At 64.7% G+C, this 20,643-nt stretch carries 14 protein-coding genes; 3 read left to right on the top strand and 11 right to left on the bottom strand.

Going from position 1 to position 20,643, the window contains the following annotated elements; all coding sequences use genetic code 11:
- Positions 1-76: 76 nt before the first annotated feature.
- The 3 genes from ppdK to ACODSP_RS22925 all read right to left on the bottom strand — a co-directional run bounded on the left by ppdK (position 77) and on the right by ACODSP_RS22925 (position 6,430).
- Positions 77-2,758, bottom strand: a complete 2,682-nt coding sequence (gene ppdK, locus ACODSP_RS22935; RefSeq protein WP_488967861.1) for a pyruvate, phosphate dikinase — start codon at positions 2,756-2,758, stop codon at positions 77-79.
- 417 nt (positions 2,759-3,175) lie between these two features.
- Complete coding sequence (gene glyS, locus ACODSP_RS22930) at positions 3,176-5,482, bottom strand: glycine--tRNA ligase subunit beta (RefSeq protein WP_488967860.1); 2,307 nt, start codon at positions 5,480-5,482, stop codon at positions 3,176-3,178.
- A 51-nt stretch (positions 5,483-5,533) separates the two neighbouring features.
- Positions 5,534-6,430, bottom strand: coding sequence for a glycine--tRNA ligase subunit alpha (locus ACODSP_RS22925; protein ID WP_488967859.1), 897 nt, complete (start codon positions 6,428-6,430; stop codon positions 5,534-5,536).
- Between the two features lie 263 nt (positions 6,431-6,693).
- Here ACODSP_RS22925 and ACODSP_RS22920 point away from each other — a divergent pair, with 263 nt between their 5' ends.
- Entirely contained in the window at positions 6,694-7,485 is a 792-nt protein-coding gene (locus ACODSP_RS22920) for a hypothetical protein (RefSeq protein ID WP_488967858.1), read from the top strand.
- Between the two features lie 31 nt (positions 7,486-7,516).
- Here the strand turns inward: ACODSP_RS22920 and ACODSP_RS22915 are convergent, their stop codons facing one another.
- Complete coding sequence (locus ACODSP_RS22915) at positions 7,517-9,124, bottom strand: peptide ABC transporter substrate-binding protein (protein ID WP_488967869.1); 1,608 nt, start codon at positions 9,122-9,124, stop codon at positions 7,517-7,519.
- A 335-nt stretch (positions 9,125-9,459) separates the two neighbouring features.
- Here ACODSP_RS22915 and ACODSP_RS22910 point away from each other — a divergent pair, with 335 nt between their 5' ends.
- Positions 9,460-10,086 carry a beta/gamma crystallin-related protein gene (locus tag ACODSP_RS22910; protein ID WP_488967857.1) on the top strand — a complete coding sequence of 209 codons (627 nt, stop codon included), beginning with the start codon at positions 9,460-9,462 and terminating at the stop codon, positions 10,084-10,086.
- Between the two features lie 161 nt (positions 10,087-10,247).
- On the opposite strand, the gene ACODSP_RS22905 is transcribed toward ACODSP_RS22910, so the two are convergent.
- The 6 genes from ACODSP_RS22905 to ACODSP_RS22880 all read right to left on the bottom strand — a co-directional run bounded on the left by ACODSP_RS22905 (position 10,248) and on the right by ACODSP_RS22880 (position 18,238).
- A complete protein-coding gene (locus ACODSP_RS22905; protein ID WP_488967856.1) occupies positions 10,248-11,600 on the bottom strand; it encodes a M16 family metallopeptidase in 1,353 nt (450 codons plus the stop codon).
- Positions 11,600-13,042: a M16 family metallopeptidase gene (locus ACODSP_RS22900; RefSeq protein WP_488967855.1), complete on the bottom strand. Its 1,443-nt coding sequence runs from the start codon at positions 13,040-13,042 to the stop codon at positions 11,600-11,602. The genes ACODSP_RS22905 and ACODSP_RS22900 overlap by 1 nt, the downstream gene beginning before the upstream one ends.
- Positions 13,043-13,295: 253 nt before the next feature.
- Entirely contained in the window at positions 13,296-14,747 is a 1,452-nt protein-coding gene (gene purF, locus ACODSP_RS22895; RefSeq protein WP_488967854.1) for an amidophosphoribosyltransferase, read from the bottom strand.
- Positions 14,748-14,806: 59 nt separating this feature from the next.
- Positions 14,807-15,532 (bottom strand): CvpA family protein, encoded by a 726-nt coding sequence (locus ACODSP_RS22890; protein ID WP_488967853.1) that lies wholly within the window; start codon positions 15,530-15,532, stop codon positions 14,807-14,809.
- Positions 15,533-15,542: 10 nt separating this feature from the next.
- Positions 15,543-16,943, bottom strand: a complete 1,401-nt coding sequence (gene radA / locus ACODSP_RS22885) for a DNA repair protein RadA (protein ID WP_488967852.1) — start codon at positions 16,941-16,943, stop codon at positions 15,543-15,545.
- A gap of 368 nt (positions 16,944-17,311) precedes the next feature.
- Complete coding sequence (locus ACODSP_RS22880) at positions 17,312-18,238, bottom strand: peptidoglycan-binding domain-containing protein (RefSeq protein ID WP_488967851.1); 927 nt, start codon at positions 18,236-18,238, stop codon at positions 17,312-17,314.
- Between the two features lie 117 nt (positions 18,239-18,355).
- Here ACODSP_RS22880 and ACODSP_RS22875 point away from each other — a divergent pair, with 117 nt between their 5' ends.
- Positions 18,356-19,924, top strand: coding sequence for an Hpt domain-containing response regulator (locus ACODSP_RS22875; RefSeq protein ID WP_488967850.1), 1,569 nt, complete (start codon positions 18,356-18,358; stop codon positions 19,922-19,924).
- Here ACODSP_RS22875 and ACODSP_RS22870 read toward each other — a convergent pair.
- A complete protein-coding gene (locus ACODSP_RS22870; protein ID WP_488967849.1) occupies positions 19,905-20,630 on the bottom strand; it encodes a response regulator in 726 nt (241 codons plus the stop codon). The genes ACODSP_RS22875 and ACODSP_RS22870 overlap by 20 nt on opposite strands.
- Positions 20,631-20,643: the final 13 nt, after the last annotated feature.

Below are 20,643 nucleotides of genomic sequence, written 5' to 3'. Positions count from 1 at the left end.
TCGCCCTGACAGAAAAGGCTTTTAATCCTTGCCTGTCAGGGCTCGCCTTGCGGCTCGACCTGACCTACGGCGGTGCTTACGCCTCGCTGGCGCGCTTCTCGCCCTCAATGGCGGCCTGTGCGGCGGCCAGGCGGGCGATGGGGACGCGGTAGGGGGAGCAGGAGACGTAATCCAGCCCCACCTTTTCACAGAAATAGACCGATGACGGGTCACCGCCATGTTCGCCGCAGATGCCCAGCTTGATGTCGGGCCGGGTCTTGCGGCCGCGTTCGGCGGCGATCTGCACCAGTTCGCCCACGCCCTCGGTATCCAGCGTCACGAACGGGTCATGCTCCAGGATGCCCGCCCGCTGATAATCCGGCAGGAAGGCGCCGGCATCGTCGCGGCTGATGCCAAACGTGGTCTGGGTCAGGTCGTTGGTGCCGAAGCTGAAGAAGCCGGCGGTTTCGGCGATTTTGCCGGCCTGCAATGCGGCGCGCGGCAGTTCGATCATGGTGCCGACCAGATAGTCGACCTTGTGGCCGGACGTGGCCGCCACTTCCGCCCCGACGCGGTCGATCACGGCCTTCAGGATATCCAGCTCCTTCTTGGTGCCAACCAGGGGGATCATGATCTCCGGGATCACGGTCTCACCGGTTTCCTTGAAGACTTCCACCGCCGCCTCGAAAATGGCGCGGGCCTGCATTTCATAAATTTCGGGGTAGGAGATGCCCAGGCGGCAGCCGCGATGGCCCAGCATCGGGTTGGCCTCATGCAACTGCAAGGACCGGTGCTGCACCTTCTGAAGGTCGGTGCCGGCGGCCTTGGCCACCTCCACCATCTCCGCTTCCGAATTCGGCAGGAATTCGTGCAGCGGCGGGTCCAGCAGGCGGATCGTGACGGGCAGGCCCTTCATGATCTTGAACAGCTCGACAAAGTCCTTGCGCTGCATCGGCGCGATCTTGGCCAGCGCGGTGCGGCGGCCCGCCTCGCTCTCCGCCAGGATCATCTCACGCACCGCGATGATGCGGTCGGCATCGAAGAACATATGCTCGGTCCGGCACAGGCCGATGCCTTCCGCCCCGAACTTGCGTGCGGTACGGGCGTCCAGCGGGGTTTCGGCGTTGGTGCGCACCTTCATGCGGCGATGGGCATCGGCCCAGCCCATCAGCTCGGCAAAGTCGCCCGACAGTTCCGGCTGAATGGTCGGCACCTCGCCCAGCATCACCTCGCCGGTGGAACCATCGATGGTGATGATGTCGCCGGCCCGCACCTCGACATTGCGGACGGTGATGATGCCGCGCTTGTAATCGATGCGCAGCTCACCGGCGCCGGCCACGCAGGAGCGGCCCATACCACGGGCCACCACCGCCGCGTGGCTGGTCATGCCGCCACGGGTGGTCAGGATGCCCTTGGCGGCGTGCATGCCGTGAATGTCTTCCGGGCTGGTTTCCACGCGGCAGAGGATGACATTGTCACCCAGGGCCGCCTGCTTCTCCGCCTCTTCCGCCGTGAAGACCACCTTGCCGCTGGCCGCACCGGGGCTGGCCGGCAGGCCCTTGGCGATGATCTGCTTGGCGGCCTTGGGGTCCAGCGTCGGGTGCAGCAGCTGATCCAACGACTTCGGCTCGATCCGCAGGATGCCTTCCTTCTGGCTGATCAGGCCCTCGCGCACCATGTCCACGGCGATCTTGAGGGCCGCCGGGGCCGTGCGCTTGCCCGACCGGGTTTGCAGCATATAGAGCTTGGACTGCTGGACCGTGAATTCGATGTCCTGCATGTCGCGGTAATGGCGTTCCAGCTCCAGGCGCACGGCGTTCAGCTGTTCGAACACTTCCGGCATGCTTTCTTCCATGGCCGGCAGGTCAGAACCGTTGGCGATCTTGCCGGCGATGGTCAGGTGCTGCGGCGTGCGGATACCCGCCACCACATCCTCACCCTGGGCATTGATCAGGTATTCGCCATAAAACGCGTTTTCGCCCGTGGACGGGTTGCGGGTGAAGGCCACGCCGGTGGCGCAGTCGCCACCCATATTGCCGAACACCATGGCCTGGATGTTCACCGCCGTGCCCCATTCGGCCGGAATGTCATGCAGCTTGCGATAGGTGATGGCACGCGCATTCATCCAGGAACCGAACACGGCACCGATGGCGCCCCACAGCTGTTCCTGCGGGTCCTGCGGGAAGGGGCGGCCCAGGGCCTCCTGCACCACTTCCTTATAGCCCTTGATCACTTCCTGCCAATCTTCGGCGGTCAGCTCGGTATCCAGGTTCAGGTCATGACCGCGCTTGTGATCTTCCAGCACTTCTTCGAAATGATGGTGATCCACATCCAGCACGACATTGCCGAACATCTGGATGAAGCGGCGATAGCTGTCATAGGCAAAGCGGGCGTCACCGGAACGGCGGGCCAATCCCGCCACCGTCACATCATTCAGGCCCAGGTTCAGGACGGTGTCCATCATGCCCGGCATGGACGCGCGGGCACCGGAGCGGACGGAGACCAGCAGCGGGTTTTCCGCATCGCCGAACTTCATGCCCACGATCCGCTCGATCTCCGCCAATGCTGCACCGACCTCGGCGCGCAGGCTGTCGGGATACTGGCGGCCATTGGCATAAAAGTAGGTGCAGACCTCCGTCGTGACCGTAAAGCCAGGGGGCACCGGCAGGCCGAGATTGCTCATCTCCGCCAGGTTGGCGCCCTTGCCGCCCAGGAGGTTCTTCATCTCCGCGCGACCTTCGGCCTTGCCTTCACCGAAGCTGTAGACCCACTTCGTCATGATCTTGGTCCCGTTTGATTATGGGGTTGGACTGGTGGTGACGTGGTGAAACACCATGCAACATGATTGTTGGTGTTGTTGCACGGGGATACGGGCGCTGGCCCGATGGGGGGAATCGATTGGGGGTGGGCGCGCAGGCCCTCACCCTCCCGTCGGCGGGCGCCGACGGGCCCCTCCCTCTCCCACTGGCGTGGGCGAGGGGCGGAATTTTGATGTGATGGCACGGCAAAGCGCCCCTCGCCCGCTTGCGGGAGAGGGAGGGGCCCGCCGCGGAGCGGTGGGAGGGTGAGGGAGCGACGGCCCCCAACCACTACCAAACTACCGCACTGCAACAAGGATAGCGTAATTCCACTACCTTCACCGCCGCGCCCCGCCCGCCGTAGAGGGCGGGGGGTGCGGGGATGATGGATCATGGGGTCAGCCTTCGATCTTCGAGAAGTCGGCGATCAGGTTCAGCGTCGCGCGGATCTGGCTCAACAACCGCAGGCGGTTGGCGCGAACCGGCGCTTCCGGCGCATTCACGGTCACCTTCTCGAAGAAGGCGTCCACCGGCGCGCGGAGCGCCGCAAAGGCGGCCATGGCGCCCGTGAAATCTTCGGCCTCGATCAGGGGGGCCGCCTGTTTGTGGGCGGCGACCAGGGCGTCGGCCAGGGCCTTTTCCTCGTCCTGGGTTAGCAGGCCGGCATCGATGACGTCGTCATGCGGGCCGTCCTTCTTTTCCTCGATGCGCAGGATGTTGCTGGCGCGCTTGGAGGCCGCCAGCAGGTTCTTGCCGTCATCGGTGGCGAGGAAGTTGGACAGCGCATCGACGCGGGCCAGCAGGCGGACGAAGTCATCTTCACCGCCCAGCGCCAGAACGGCGTCGATCAGGTCGTGACGGACGCCCTTTTCCTTCAAGCTGACCTTGAGGCGGTCGTTGAAGAAGGAGAGGAGGTCAACCAACGGCTTCTGATAGCTCGCGTAGAGCTTTTCTAAATCCTTAAGATAGGCAGGACCCTTTTCCACAGAAGCTTGCTGGGTCATCTCGCCAAAAACTTCAGATGCTTGTTCGCCTAACACAGCAACAACATCGTCATGAGCGGAAACAAGTTTCCTCATTTCCGCCTCATCGAATTCCTTCACAACTTGCTCAAAACGGAAGCGAACAGCCGCAACCAGCAACGTCCCCAGCTGCACCCGCAGCCCATTCTCCACAACCAACCGGATCACGCCTAGCGCCGCACGACGGAGCGCGAACGGGTCGCGGGAACCGGTAGGCTTCTCGTCGATCCCAAAAAACTGAACCAGCGTGTCGATCTTCTCGGCCAGAGCCACAGCCACCGACACCTTGTCGGTCGGCACGCGGTCGCTGGGTCCCAGCGGCTTGTAATGGTCGGCAATCGCCTCGGCCACGGGGGCGGGCAGGCCTTCGTGATACGCGACATAGCGGCCCATGATGCCCTGGACCTCGGGGAACTCGCCCACGACGCCCGTGGTCAGGTCGGATTTGGACAGGCGGGCGGCGAGTGCGGCCTGTTCCACCACCGTCGCGTCCCAGTTCAGGGCCTTGGCGATGGCGACCGACAGGGCCTCAATCCGCTCCACCCGCTGGGCCAGCGTGCCCAGCTTGGCATGGAAGGTGATATCATTCAGGCCCGGCACACGGGTTGCCAGCTTGACCTTCAAATCCTGGTCCCAGAAGAACTTGGCGTCCGACAGGCGGGCGCGCAGGACGCGCTCATTACCGGCGATCACGGCCTTGCCGTCATCGATGGTGGTGCGGTTGGCGACCACGACAAAGCGCGGGGCCAGCTTGCCATCCGCCGTTTCCAGGGCGAAGTAGCGCTGATGCGTGCGCATGGACGTGGTCAGCACCTCTGCCGGCACGTCCATGAACTGGTTGTCGATGGCACCGGTCAGGACGACGGGCCATTCGACCAAGCCCGCCACTTCCTCCAGCAGGCCGGGATCATCCTTCAGGACAAACCCTTCGGCCTTCGCCGCCTCCTGCGCACCGGCCAGGATCAGACGCTTGCGCTCCTCACGGTCCAGCACGACATGAGCGGCCAGCAGCTTTTCCTTGTAATCGGCAAAGCTGGTGACGGTGAATTCACCGGGGGACAGGAAGCGGTGGCCCTGGGTCTGGTCACCATAGGGCACGGTGACGGCCTTCACCTCTCCGGCCAGACAGACAGTGCCGTCCGACTGTTCCGGTGCCGTCTCCGCCGTTGCCAGGGTCAGGGCACCGGGGATCACGGCGCCGTCAAACAGGGCGATAATGGAATGCAGCGGGCGGACCCACATGAAATCATTGGCCCCCCAGCGCATGGATTTGGGCCAGGGCAGCTCCCGGATGGCGGCGTCGATGATGCCGGGCAGGGCGTTGATGGTGGCGCCGCCCTTCTTTTCGATCACCGCGAAATAGAACACGCCCTTGCCGGTATCGCGCTGTTCGGCCTGATCGATGCTGGACAGGCCGGCGGATTTCAGGAAGCCGGCCAGCGCCTGTTCGGGCGACCCGACGCGCGGACCCTTCTTCTCCTCCCGCACATCGGCCTGCGCGGTCGGCAGACCATCGACCAGAAGGGCCAGACGGCGGGGGGTGGAATGGGCCTCGGCCTTGGTGAAGGCGATACCCGCCGCCGACAGCTTGTCCGTCACCAGACGCTTGAAATCATCGGCAGCGCGCACCTGCATGCGGGCCGGGATTTCTTCCATGAACAGTTCGATCAGCAGTTCGGCCATTTTGTTCACTAGCGTCCGGAGATTATCGTTCTGTTGTCGTAATGAGTGCGCTTAGGCGGCCTTGCCCTTGCGGTAGCCGTCCGCCAGCCATGCCTCGCAGCAGGCCTTGGCGAGCGTGCGGACCCGCAGGATATAGCTCTGTCGTTCCACCACCGAAATGACCCCGCGCGCATCCAGCAGATTGAACAAATGGCTGGCCTTGATGCACTGATCATAGGCCGGCAGGGCCAGACCATGGGACAGCAGGGCAGCACACTCCTTCTCCGCGTTCTGGAAATGCTGCAACAACATCTCCGTGTTCGCATATTCAAAATTATGCGCGGAGTATTCCTGTTCGGCGCGGTGGAACACCTCGCCATACTTCACCGCCGGACGGTCGCCCACGGGGTCGTTGAAGCGCAGGTCGTAAACGTTCTCCACGCCCTGGATATACATGGCGAGGCGCTCCAGACCATAGGTCAGCTCCGACGCCACCTTCTCCACCCCGATGCCGCCAACCTGCTGGAAATAGGTGAACTGCGACACTTCCATGCCGTCGCACCAGACCTCCCAGCCCAGGCCCCAGGCGCCCAAGGTCGGGCTTTCCCAGTCATCCTCAACAAAGCGGATATCGTGCAGGGCCGGATCGACGCCCAATGCCACCAGGGACTGTAGATACAGGTCCTGGATGTTGGCCGGCGACGGCTTCATGATTACCTGGAACTGGTAATAATGCTGCAGGCGGTTGGGGTTCTCGCCATAGCGGCCATCCTTGGGACGGCGCGAGGGCTGAACGTAAGCGGCATTCCAGTTGTCGGGACCCAGCGCGCGCAAGGTGGTGGCCGGGTGGAACGTGCCCGCGCCCACTTCCATGTCGTAAGGCTGCAAAACCAGGCAGCCCTGGGCCGCCCAGAAATTCTGCAGGGTCAGGATAACGCCCTGGAAGGAGAGGGGTTCTTTCGCCGCCATGGTCCCGATACTTCACACGCTTGTTACACTGCATCGCACCTTAGAGGGCGCCAAGGGCCAAATCAAGGCAACGACCTGACTACGTTCTGTGCGGGGAACGCAGGGCTGAGGGTTGGTTTATTGCGCGGATGGCCAATGCATCGCTGACAGAACGATTTGGCGAGCATATAAATATTGGATTTGCTTAAAATTTTACAAAATGGGATGCTTTTGGAAACATCGGTTGCGGTGGTGGAAACCTCGACTGCCAGGGGGAGAAGATCATGTCCAGTACCACGCCGGTTTCCGGCCAGGCTGTCATCGATTCCGTGCGCGGCGAACTGAAAAAGGTGTTTGAGTCGGCCAAACGCAGCTATGGCGAAACCGGCAATGTCGGTGGCATCGCGGAAAGCTATACGTCGGCGGATGGGGAGGTCACCATCTCCCTGACGGGCGCCCGGACCAAGGAGGGCAAGGAGTATCTTGCCCTCAATTATAAGGTGGATGGCAAGGCCGGTGATGCCGTGGGCCGCACCCTGACCGGCGGTATCGACATGATGACGGGTCAGCGATATTCGGCGGATACCCAATATGGCGGTCCCCAGACGTCCGCCGCCAGCGACATCATCGACAGCGTCGACGATATTGAGGCGCTGGAGAAATCCATCACCGACACTGCCTTCCAGACCCAGGATCAACAGATCGCCGAGATCAAGAGCTGGGTTGTCGGCGGCAATACCTTCACCGATATCAAGGATTATCAGGCCTACAACCGGGTTGAGGAGAAGAACCGGAAACTGGCCGATGCGATGATGAAAAACCTGAAATTTGACAGCCCGGCCAAGGAGAACGAGTTCTACAAGAACCTGATCCAGGGCCTGTCGGACAAGGCGCACAAGGGTGACGACACCAAATTGCGTGAAGTGTTGAAGGACGTTCCGGACAAGGATCTGGAAAAGGCGACGAAGGGTCTGGCCCTGGAAAGCGGCGCCAGCGACCTGATCAAGACCTTGCAAGGCATGCTGAAGGAGCGCGCGCCGGAAGGCGTCGGCAAGCTGCTGAGCATGCTGGCCTGACCGGGGGGGCAGATGCTGTGTATGCGATCAATTACCCCACGGACAGATAGCGGGCCGAATGCAGGTCCAGCGGGTTGTCGACCCAGCCTTTCAGCTTCGGACTGATCAGACGGCGGCTGGATTGCCGCATGACGGGGATCATGGGCATGTCGGCCATGGCGATCCTTTCCGCCACGGCCAGTTTGGCGCGGAAATCATCCAGGGTCAGGGCCTGATCCACATCCTCCATCGCCCGGTCCAGGGCGGGGTTGATATAGCCGGGGCCAACGGTGTTGGCGCGTGAGCGCAGCAGGTTCAGATATTCGGTGACCAGCCCCACGGCCCAGGTGATGCGGACGATATCCGGGTAGGTATGTTCCTTCATCCGGCTGACCACGATCTTGAATTCCTGGTTCGACAGAATGGTCTTCACGCCCAATGTCTGCTGCCACATGGCGGCGACAGCCACGGCCACCTGCCGGTTCAGCTCGTTGGTGTTGTACAGCAGTTCCAGCGACAGTGGCTTGTCAGGCCCGTATCCGGCCTTCGCGAACAGGGCCTTGGCCTTTGCGATGCGTTCGGCGGGGGGCAGGTCGGCCCAGTCCGGCTTGGGCGGGGTATAGCCGACCAGCCCCTCCGGCGTCATGGCATAGGCCGGCAGTTCGCCGCCCTTGGTAATCTTCTCCACGATCACCTTGCGGTCGATGGCCATGGACAGGGCCACGCACAGGTCGGGATTATCCTTCCACGGGGCCTTGGTCAGGTTGGGGATCAGGAAGAAGGTGCTGGCGCGGTAGGCCAGACGCAGACTGTCGGCCAGATTGGCGCGTGCCCAGTCCAGCTGGGTGGGCGGCACTTCCTTGGTGGCCAGCAATTCGCCGGCGCGGAACCGCTTCAGCTCCGTCTGTAAATCCTCCGTCACATGGTACTTGGCGCCCGCCACCGCGATGGATTTCGCCCCGTGATAATGCGGGTTCACGGCCAGGGCATAATGGCTCTGCGGTACGGCCCCTGTCAGCATGAAGGGACCATTGCCGATCAGCTTGCCCGGCTGCGCGAAGCTGTCACCATGCTGGGCCACCGAGGCGCGGTGCAGGGGGGATAGAATCCAATAGGCGGTATAGACGGTCAGGTCGGGCTTGGGATGTTCCAGCGTCACCTTCAAGGTGCGGTCATTCACCGCCTCCACGCCCAGGCTGGCCGGGTCCTTGCCGGTTTGCAGGATGGGCAGCGCGTTCTTGATGGGGGCGATCCATTCCGGCAGGCCCAGAAGCGTCGTGGGCGTCACGGCCCGGCGCCAGGCAAAGACGAAATCGGTCGCCGTCACGGCGCTGCCGTCCGACCATTTGGCATCGCCGCGCAGATAGAAGGTCCAGGTCAGGCCATCGGCGCTGGTTTCCCACCGTTCCGCCACGCCGGGGACGATGGCGCCATCGGCGGCAAAGGTGGTCAGCCCCTCCCACAGTTCGATAAACAACTGTCCGGCCACGATGGTGGTGGATTTATGCGGGTCCAGCGTGTCCACATCCGGGCCCAGGCCGATATCGACCACGGGCTTGCCCTCTGCCAGAACGGTGGAGGCCAGAACGGGGGACGAGGGGGTGAGAAGGGGCAGGGCGGCACAGGCCGCCAGCACGCCACGCCGGGTAATTCCACGCATGATCAAGCACTTGATCCTTATCCAATCCGCCTGGGGAGACTGGACCGTTGCGGCTGCGCTGTCGAGGGCTTATGCAGGAGGACGGGATCAAAGGCTGTGGTTTCGTAGCGCGGATTAGGCGTTAGCCGTAATCCGCGGAGCCACGGTGCCGGGATTTCCGCGGATTACGCTTCGCTAATCCGCGCTACGCAACTGCTGTCGTACCAACACACCCTTTTCCTGCCCCGGCGACGCCTTTGGCCCGCCATAAAGCGGGGTAAGGATCAAGCATCAGGCCGGGATCATCCGGCCCTTGTGGGAGCGGCGGCCCGACAGGAAAGGCCGCCGGTTTGGGGATGAAACGCTGGGTGGCCGCACTGGCCGGGTTGATGGTGATGGGTCAGGCCGGCACGGCCCTGGCCGGTTCGGTGACCTTGTTCTCCGAACCCTATTTCCGGGGCGACCGGATCACCATCCATGACAATATCGACTCGCTGGCCAAGCTGCCGCCGTGGAATGATCGCACCCGCTCCCTGATCGTGAATTCCGGCACCTGGGAAGTCTGCAAGGACAAAAAGTACGACCATTGCCGCACCCTGATGGATGGCGCCCGCGTCGCCGACGTGGCGGAGGTGAAGAACCTGCGCGGCGGCGTCAGCTCCCTGCGCGAGGTGGGGCGGCGTAAGGATTGGGACGACCGCCGCGACGATTGGGGCCGCCCGCCGCCCCCGCCTTTGCCGCCCCCGCCGCCGCGCCGGCATGATGATGACATCATCTGGAATGGTGGTGGCGGCGGCGGCGGTTCCACCTCCAAGAAGCCGCAGAATAGCTGCCAGAGCGAGGTGGAGCGGGCCTTCATCCAGCGCTACGGCTATCGCGGTCGCAGCGAGTTCTCGGGCAACAGCATCGAGGGCACGATCTGGTGGGAAGGCGAACCCTGGCAATATCGCTGTGCCGGCGGGCAGACGAATATCTGGCGGTAACAACGGGCGGGGTTGCCCTCACCCTCCCGTCGGCTGATGCCGCCGGGCCCCTCCTTCGTGGGCGAGGGGTGAAACTTGGCCCCTCGCCCGCTTGGCGGGAGAGGGAGGGTCCCAAGCCCGTCAGGGCTTGGGAGGGTGAGGGAACCACGTTCCCATCAACATCACTTATAAAGCGTCCCATCCGGCGTGATGCCTGTCGGCTGTCCCACCAGGATGGTGGTCAGCTTCGTCGGGTCCAGCAGGCGGGCGGCCACCCGGCGAACATCGGCGAGCGTGACGGCGTTCAGCAGGTCGTTGCGCTTTTTCAGGTAATCGATACCCAGATTGTCCCGCTGCACCTGCAACAACAGGCCGGCGATGGCGCCATTGTTGGTGAATTGCAGGGGGAAGGAACCGGTCAGATAGGTCTGGGCATCGCGCAGCTCGGCCTCGGTGATGCCGTTCTTGGCGACATCGCCCCAAATCTGCTTGGTGACGCTGATCGCCTCTGCCGCCTTGTCATTGACGGTGGAGCCGCTGACCGTGACCAGATTGGCGTGGTCAAAGCTTTGCAGGCTGGAACCGATGCCATAGGTCAGGCCGCGCTTCTCCCGCACCTCGTCCATCAGGCGGGAGGAGAAGCCGCCGCCGCCCAGCGAATAGTTCAGGATGGTGGCCGCGTACCAGTCCGGGTCCGACCGGTCCATGCCGGCATGGGCCAGGATCATCACCGTCTGCGGAATGGGGCGGGGGACCAGGATGGTCTTGCCCGGTGCGGCGGCGGTGATATCGGCCACCGGCGTCAGGTTGGCCTTGGCCGGCAGGGCGCCGAACAGGCTGTCCAGCAGCGGGGCCAGTTCCACACCCGTGATATCGCCCGACACGGCCACCTTCAGCCCTTCACGGGCCAGGCGCGTGCGGGCGAAATTCACCAGGTCGTCGCGGGTGATGGCGGCCAGGGTCTGCGGCGTGCCACGCTGCGGCCGTCCATAGGCATGGCCGGGGAAAACCGTCTCCCCGAACGCCATCTGGGCCCAGTAATTGGGGTCGGCCTGTGAGCGGCGCAGGCTGGTCTGCAACTGCCCCCGGATACGCTCCACCGCGTCGGTATCAAAGCGCGGCTTGGTGAGCGCCAGACGCATCAGGTCGAAGGCCGTATCCTTGGTTTCGCGCAGGGTGGTCAACTGCCCCACGAAACCATCACGCCCGGCGCTGAAGGATAGCTGGATGGAATTTTCATCCAGCTTGCCTTGGAACGCCTGACTGTCCAGATCACCGGCCCCTTCATCCATGGTGCTGGACACCATGATGGCCAGACCCAGTTTGCCATCGGGGTCGCGCTCGGTGCCGCCGGCAAAGGCGAACTGCATGGCGATGATGGGGTTCTTGGTGTCGCGCACCAGCCAGGCCTCGATCCCGCCAGGGCTGACCACCTTTTCGATATCGACGGCGGCGGCGGGCAGGCTGGTAAAGGCGAGCGCGAAGGCCGCGAGCAGCAGCAGGCCCGTGCGGCGGATCATCTTCATTACATCCATTACTTGGCCCCCCCCTTGGCCGGGGTGGCAGGGGTGGCAGGCGGGGCCGCCGGGGCGGTCGCCTGTGCCGGGGCAGGGGCGGCGGCGGGCAACAGGATGCCGGTGACATGGTTGTCCTGACCCAGCACCAGTTTGGCCGCCTGTTCCACCTGTTCGCGGGTGACGGCGGCGATGCGGTCGGGCCAGGCCTCCACATCCTCCACGCTCTGCCCCGTGGTCAAGGCGACACCGAAGGCGTAGACGGGGCCTTGCAGGCTGTCGCGGGCGAAGACGGCGTCGCGGCGCAGGCGCACCTTGGCCGATGCCACCTCCGCCTCCGTCACGCCGCCCGACAGCAGCTTTGCCAATTCCGCATCAAGCGCCTTTTCCACGGCGGCCACATCCTGGCCCGGTGCTGGCGTGGCGGAGACGGACAGGGTGCCCAGGTCGAGCGCGTTGGGATTGTAGGAGAGGTTCACACCCGCCGCGATCTTCTGCTCCACCACCAGCGACTTGTAGAGGCGCGAGGTGGCGCCATCGGCCAGGATGCTTTCCAACACCTCCAGCGCCGAGGCGTACTGCTTCTCCCCGGCGCTGTAGCTGGGGGCCTTCCAGATGCGCATCCAGTTGGGCTGCCGCACCTGATCATCGGTCAGGGTGATGCGCCGCGCACCCTCCGTCGGCGGCTCCGTCACGCGCACGCGGGCCGGGATGTCCTTGGACGGCTTGATCTTGCCATAGGTCTTTTCGGCCAGCGGCTTCAATTCTGCCGCCGTGATATCGCCCGCCACGACCAGGATGGCGTTGTTAGGCGCGTAGTGGCGCTTGTAGAAATCCAGCGCGTCCTGGGTGGTCAGCTTCTCGATCTCATGCATCCAGCCGATGATGGGCGTGCCATAGGGATGATGCACGAACAGCAGGCTGTAGAGCTGTTCATAAAGCCGCGATGCCGGCTCATTCTCCGTCCGCTGGCGGCGTTCCTCCTGGATCACCTTGCGCTCCGGCAGGACGATATCGTCCGTCAGGCGCAGATTGACCATGCGGTCCGCCTCCATCCCCATGACCAGTTCCAGCCGGTCGCGGGCGATGTTTTCGAAATAGGCCGTATAGTCATAGGCGGTGAAGGCATTATCGCGCCCGCCATTGCGGGCCACGGTACGGGAGAATTCCGACGGCTTCATCTTGGCCGTGCCCTTGAACATCAGATGTTCAAGATAATGGGCCAGACCGGATTTGCCCGGCTCCTCATCCGCCGAACCGACCTTGTACCAGACCATATGGCTGACGACGGGGGCGCGGGGGTTGTTCACCACCACCACCTGCATGCCGTTCTTCAGGGTAAAGGTCTCGGGATCGAAAACGCGGGCCGCGGCGGGGAACACCGCCAGCGCCGACAGGGCCACACCGGCCACCAGGGCGCGCCAGCGGCGTCGTTGCGTTACGGGACGTGCATCATGGGTCACGGGTAAAAAATCCTCCCGGCACAACAGGGCTGTTGGCCCGTACTGTGGCGCGGAGGATGCGGAAAGCCAATGGATTTAACGTGAACGAATTGTAATGTGAGGGCGTGTGCCCGTGGATTACGCTTCGCTAATCCGCGCTACATTTACGGTATGAAATGCCGGGGCACGAACTGTGTAGCGCGGATTAGGCGCAAGCCGTAATCCGCGGGACGACGCTTGGCATCCCTGCGGACTACGCCTGCCCAATCCACCCTTACGCCCGCTTGGCCCCGATATAGGCCACGTCGCTGCGCGTTGCTTCGAAATCGGTCAGCTCGATCGGGTATTCGCCGGTGAAGCAGGCGTCGCAATATTGCGGCATGTCGCCATCGCGCTTGGCATGGTTCAACGACTTGTACAGACCGTCCAGGCTGATGAAGGCCAGGCTGTCGGCGTTGATATACTGACGCATTTCTTCCACCGACATGCGGTGGGCCAGCAGCTTTTCCTTCTCCGGCGTGTCGATGCCGTAGAAGCAGGGGTTGCTGGTCGGCGGGCTGGAAATGCGCATATGCACCTCCTTGGCGCCGGCATCGCGCATCATTTCCACGATCTTCACCGAGGTGGTGCCGCGCACGATGCTGTCATCGACCAGGATGATGCGCTTGCCCTCAATGAAGTGCCGGTTGGCATTGTGCTTCAGCTTCACGCCCAGGCGGCGGATCTTGTCCGTCGGCTGAATGAAGGTGCGACCCACATAATGGTTGCGGATGATGCCCAGGTCGAAGGGAATGTGGCTCTGTTCGGCATAGCCCAGGGCCGCCGGCACGCCCGAATCCGGCACGGGGATCACCAGATCGGCATCGACATGGCTTTCGATGGCCAGCTGCGCGCCGATCTTTTTGCGCACGCCGTAAACCGAATGGCCTTCCATGAAGCTGTCGGGGCGGGCGAAGTAGATATATTCGAAAATGCAGAATTTGGAGCCGGTCTGCTGGAACGGGCGCAGCGACTGCACCCCGTTCTTATCCAGCACCACCATTTCGCCGGGTTCGATATCGCGCACATAATCAGCGCCGATAATGTCCAACGCCACCGTTTCTGACGCCAGGACATGGGTGTCGCCCAGGCGGCCCAGCACCAGGGGGCGCACGCCATGCGGGTCGCGCACGCCGATCACCTGATCCCTGGCCATGCAGACCAGGGAATAGGCGCCTTCAACCTGACGCAGGGCATCGACCAGACGGTCGATGACGGAGCCGTTGCGGCTGGTCGCCATCAGATGGATGATGGTTTCGGTGTCGGACGTCGACTGGAACAGGCAGCCACGGCGCACCAGTTGCCGGCGCAGCTGCATGGCGTTGGTCAGGTTGCCATTATGGGCCAGCGCGAAGCCGCCAAACTCAAACTCCGCGAACAGCGGCTGCACATTGCGCAGCGAGCGGTCGCCCGTGGTGGCATAGCGGACATGGCCGATGGCGATGTCGCCGGTCAGGTTGCGCATGACCGTTTCGCTGCCGAAAATGTCACCGACCTGACCCATGGCGCGATGCTGCGGGAAGTCCTGACCGTCGAAGCTGACGATGCCGGCTGCTTCCTGACCGCGATGCTGAAGCGCGTGCAGACCCAGCGCCACAAGGGCCGCCGCATCCTGGGGACCGTACACACCGAAGACGCCGCACTCCTCGCGCAGCTTGTCGTCGTCGAAGGGATGGGTCGTAAGCATGGGCTTCGCACCTTTCGCGGGGGAGATGGTGTCCGGTTGGGTCATGTTCATGCGCCGGGTCAGCGTTGGTCCCCTTCGGGACGTCGATCCGGTTGGTTGGTTTGCGGCTGATCGGTGCTTTTAATCACCTGGTCAAGACGGCCAAGGTCGTCGGCATTATAGCCGCGATCCTTTTCCGGCACAGCCGCGTTCCCCGCAGATGTGGGGCGCGGATTGGCAAGCCGTTCCAGGGTGCGGCGCGCGTTCTCCGCCTCGTCCAGCCGGTTCTGCGCGCGCTGCGCCTCCCGCTGGGCCGGTGACAGGTCGGCATTGGGCAGGAAGCCGCGCAGAATGTCGGCGCCCGTCTCCAGGAAGGGCTTGGCCTTCGCCTCGCGCAGCCAGACCGGCTGTTCGGGCCAGAGCCAGGCCGCGAACAGATAGGCCAGCGAGACCAGAACCGCGCCCCGCACCACGCCGAACGCGAAGCCCAGCGAGCGGTCGATGGCCGACAGGCTGCTTTCTTGCACCTTGCCGGAAATCGTGCTGGTCACCACCGACAGCGCGATCAGTGACAGGGTGAACACACCCAGGATGGTGACGCCATCGGCCACATACTGGGTGCTGATATAGATACGTGTGTAGGGGGCGGCGTGCGGGAACAGCCACAGGGTGGCCAGGGCGGCGCCGATCCAGGCCGCAACCGACAGCACCTCGCGCACGAATCCGCGTGCGAACGCCATCAGGGCGGAGATCAGGAGGACCGTGACGACGGCGACGTCAACGGGGTTCAGGCTGCTGCCTTCCATGCGGCTCCCCTCAATCCCGGCCACGCGGCGGGCGCGGTGGCGCGTCCGCCTGGAACAATGGCAGCAGATCGGACAGATGGTCCAGTTCGATACGCCGCAACCCTTCTGCCGATCCATCGCCGCGCGACCGGCGTGGTTGCGGCATCAGCGCCCGGTTGAAACCCAGCTTGGCGGCTTCCTTCAAGCGCTGATCGGTCTGGCTGACGGCGCGGATATCGCCCGACAGGCCGATTTCGCCGAACACCACGGCATCCGCGGGCACGGGTTCCCCTGTCAGGGAACTGATCAGGGCGGCGGCAACGGCCAGATCGGCGGCGGGTTCGGAGATTTTCAGGCCGCCCGCCACCGACAGATAGACATCGTTGGCCCCGATGGCGACCCCGCAGCGTGCCTCCAGCACGGCCAGAACCATGGCAAGGCGGGACGTATCCCAGCCCACCACGGCCCGGCGCGGCGTGCCCAGGGGCGAGGGGGCGACCAGGGCCTGCACCTCCACCAATACCGGTCGCGTGCCTTCCAGCCCCGCGAAGACGGCGGTGCCGGTAATGTCGCGGCGGCGGTCGGCCAGGAACAGTTCGGACGGGTTCGGCACCTCGACCAGCCCATCCTCCCCCATCTCGAACACCCCGATCTCATCGGTGGCGCCGAAACGGTTCTTGACGGCGCGCAGGATGCGGAACTGGTGCCCGCGCTCCCCCTCGAAATACAGCACCGTATCGACCATATGTTCCAGCACGCGGGGGCCGGCGATCTGTCCGTCCTTGGTCACGTGACCGACGATCAGCAGGGTGATGCCCCGGCGCTTGGCCACGCGGATCAGTTCCGCCGAACAGGCGCGGACCTGCGCCACCGTTCCCGGCGCGCTGTCCAGATTGTCGATATACATGGTCTGGATCGAATCGATAACCGCCACCTGCGGGCCGTCGGCGGCTTCCAGGCTGGCCACGATATCGCGGACATTGTTGGCCGATGCCAGTTGCACGGGCGCGTTGGCCAAGCCCAGGCGGCTGGCGCGCATGCGTACCTGATCCACGGCCTCTTCGCCGCTGATATAGGCACAGCGTGTGTCCTGGGCCAGGCAGCAGGTGGCCTGCAACAGCAGGGTCGATTTGCCGATGCCGGGATCGCCACCGACCAGCAGGGCGGAGCCATGGACAAGGCCGCCGCCGCAGACCCGGTCAAACTCCTGGATACCCGTCATGCGGCGGGGCGCGTCGGCGGGTACGCCCGACAGGGCCACGAACTCAATCTTGCGCCCGCCGCCGGCCTTGCCCAGCCCCTTGGGCATGGCGTCGGCCACCTGTTCTTCGACAAGCGTGTTCCATTCATTGCAGGCGTCGCACTTGCCCGACCATTTGGGATAGCTGGCGCCGCAATTCTGGCAGACATATTTGCTGGTGGCGCGGGCCAAGGTCGTGACAGCTCCCAGAGGTGGCGGACGCGGCCTCTATATAGACGCTGGAAGGGCCCATGGGGAGCCCTTCATAACACGAATGCAATATGCGCGGGATGCGTGCCGGACGGGGTACGTCGATAGAGCATGCTTCACGGTATGCCGTGAACAAGATCAGGCTCTGTTGAATTTCATCTCGGATTGAAAATATCGCCTCCCCGGCGAAGGCCGGGGCCCAGGGGCCATACGCCCAACACTGGTGCTGTTTGATAGCGAGTCAGGTGGAAAAGTTGGCGACCTTGGCCCCTGGGTCCCGGCCTTCGCCGGGGAGGCAATCTATAAAATTCAACAGCTTGGCAATATAGGCTGTCGAACCTGAACCCCCCTCAGCCCACCCGGCGTGGATCGCGGGCAGGCGCCGTGATGATCGGTTCGCGCCGGCCAGTCGGGCCGGGGGCGGGACCGCCCAGGGTCGGTTCGCGGCGGATGCCACCACCGGCGGGCGGCGGGGGCGGGGCCGGGCGGCGGCCCTTGGCCTTTGCCGCCGGCTTCACCTGTCGGCGCCCGCTGCCCCACCAGAAGCCCAGCATGCCGACCAGAAGCGCGCCGATCCCACCCATCAGGCCATAGCGCACCCAGTCGGGCAGGCTGTCCGGGTTGAAGCCACCGGCCTCTTCCGGGGTCTCATGCGTGACTTCGGTTTCAACCGAACTGCGCGGGGCGGCATCTGGCTGGGCGCTGCCGCCGCTGACGGACGGGGCGGGGCTGGCGGAGGGTGCGGGTGTCGCCGTCTGCGGCAAGGCCGCCTGCTGCTGGTGCGTGGCCGCCGGCAGATCGCCGCCGCCACGCGACACGCCCAGAACCGTGCTTTCGGTGCCGGTGCCGCGATCAACGGAGGCGGCGACAGGGGCTGCCTGCGGCTTCACATCGGCTTCGCGCAGGTTCACCGGCGCGCTGGCCTTGGCACGGCTGGTCGGGTCGGCCAGATTGCCCACGCCGGTCCGTTCGGGCCGGCCCCGCATCATGCTGTCGATGGTGCCCTGGTCCAGGCGACCCGTGGCCTTCAGCCCGTTCTTCTTCTGATAGGCGGCGATGGCGGCGGCGGTGGCGCTGTCCATCTTGCCGCTGGCCCGGCCTTGGTAGAAACCCTGCTGATCCATGATCTGCTGCGCCCACTGGATGGTCGCGGCATTGGGTCCCTGATCCTGCGCGGTCGCAGCCGGAACCCCCGACAGCAGCAGCAGGGCCAGCATTGCCATGCCGGCCTTGGGACGGTGGTGACGGGCGGGACGGGTAGGGACCGGCGCGGACAAGACGAACACCCCTGTGATAGACGGGACGGAAAAGGGCCACACTGTTGTTGCGGCGCATCATCAAGGGATGACACCGCCATTATCCGTTGGCAAGTGCGACAGGGGTGCGGGCGCATCATGGCAGATGCGGATGATGGACCGGCCCGCCGCCGCAGCCTATACATGGATATGGATCATGTCCTTTCGAAGGCCGAATTGACCAACTCCGGCAACAAAACGCCGCCTCTGCCCAACGCGGCAGAAATGAACCCGCCACCAGATATGATGCTGGCGGGCGGGGCGTGGCTGTCGATCATGGCCTTGCTGGATGCCCTGCTGCTGGGGCTGTCACCGGTCATGATGTGTCTGCGCCTGCTGGGCCTGGCCCTGCTGGCCTTGTGGTGGTGGCGCGGGCAGCGTTCGCCGCGCTGGCTGCCGCCCCTGTGGCTGGTCATCACGGTCGCCGGGCAGGTAGCGGCGACCTATGCCTGGGTCGATGCCGGGGTGGGGGCGACGGCCATGGCGGGCGGCACGCTGGCCGGGTTCCTGCTGTTGCCTGTGGCGGCACCGCTGCTTCGGGAGGTGTCGCGTCCCCTGCCGCCGGTGGCAGCGCCGACGGCGCCCGCCGATGCGGCGGTGCCGATGCCCGTCCTGCGGCTGGCCGCCGACAGCCTGAACAGTCGTCTCAATGCCATGGCCCAGGAACTGGACGGGTTGACCAGCGGCCCGGTATCGCCGGCCCAGGCCATCCAGCTGCGCCTGCTGCGGAACGAGGTGTCCGGCATGCAGGCCCTGGTCCGCCAACGGCTGGGTGGCGGGGCGGTGGCGAAGGTTGAACCGGCGCGCATCGCCGTCACGCCAGTCGCCCCAACCCCCCCACCTGCGCGTCCGGCGGGCATCGCCAATGGCCGTTCCGCCATGGTGGTGGATGATGATGCCGTGGGCCGCACCCTGACGCGGTTGCTGCTGGAGCAGGCCGGGTACAGGGTGGAGGAAACGGACGATGCCAAGATGGCGCTGGAAATGGCGCTGATGGAGGGGCCGGACATCGCCCTTGTCTCCGCCCGCATCGGCCGGCACCGTGGGTTGGCCCTGGCCTGGTGCATCCGGCGGGGTGGGGGGCCACCGGTTGTCCTGCTGCGCGGGCGGGCCGACCGGGTGACCGACCGGCAGCGGCAGCGCAGCGGACTGGCCGCCATCCTGGGCAAGCCCGCGACCCCCGACACGCTGGCGACGACGCTGGGTCCGCTGCTGGCACTGCATGTCCCGGTCGTCGCGGTCGCGCCGCCCCCCCCTCCGCCACCGCCCCCCGCACCCGCCCGCCCCGTGGCCGCCGCGGATACGGGGCCGGTTCTGGACCTGGGCGTGCTGGAGGAACATCTGTCGATTCTGGGGGCCGAACGGGTGGCGCAGATCATCGACAGCTTCAGCCGCAACGCACCGGCCACATTGGCAGCCGTGGCACAGGCGCTGGACCGTGGTGATGTGCCGGAGGTGGGCAGGGCCGCGCATAAGCTGGCGTCGGGTGCCTTGACCGTGGGGCTGGGCGTGCTGGCGCGTCTGGCCAAGCAGGCGGACAGCGCCGCCCGGAATGGCGATGGCGATACGGCCCTGGATGCTGCCCGGCAATTCCCGGCGGCGTTTGCCGCCGGTCAGGCCGCCCTGGCCGGTTACCGCCGCGACCGGCTTACGGCTGCTGGTCCGTGATCTCGGCGGCCAGACGGTAACCCAGGCCCTTTTCGGTGATGATCACGTCCAGCGAGCCGCTATCCTGCATCTTGCGGCGCAGGCGGCTGACCAGCACGTCGATGGTGCGGTCATTGGGATTGCGGTCGGTGCCGCTGACAGCGTCAATCAGCTGATCACGTGTGACCACCCGTCCACCGGACCGGACCAATAGGCCCAGCAGCTCGAACTCTCCGCGTGTCACGCGGATTTCGATCCCCGCCGGATCGACCAGACGGCGGCGGGCCAGATCCATGGTCCAGCCCGCGAAATACCGCACCGTCCCCTCGGCCTTATGCATCTTGGTCGGATGCGTGCGGCGCAGCAGGTTGCGGGCACGGGCCAGCAGCTCGCGGGGGTTGGGGGGCTTGGTCACATAATCATCGCCGCCCGTCTCCAGACCGAAGACGCGGTCGCCATCATTGGCGCGCTGGGTGACGATGATGATCCCGACATTGGAAATTTCGCGGATGGAGCGGGCCAGGCTGAACCCATCCTCGTCCGGCAGCTCGATATCCAGCAGCACCAGATCGGGCGGCTGACGCAGCATGACCTCGCGGGTCTGCTTGCCATCTTCCGCCTCGGCCACCAGGAAACCGGCCTCATGAAAATAGCCGGCCAACAGGGCGCGCGTCGCCGGCTCATCCTCGACGATCAGAACCAGCGGGGCATCGGCGATCTCGGACATCCGGAAGGGAACT

Source organism: Niveispirillum sp. FG156, assembly GCF_057809555.1.
Note: the sequence above shows the minus strand (reverse complement) of the source record. Positions and strands in the feature narration are given on the sequence as shown.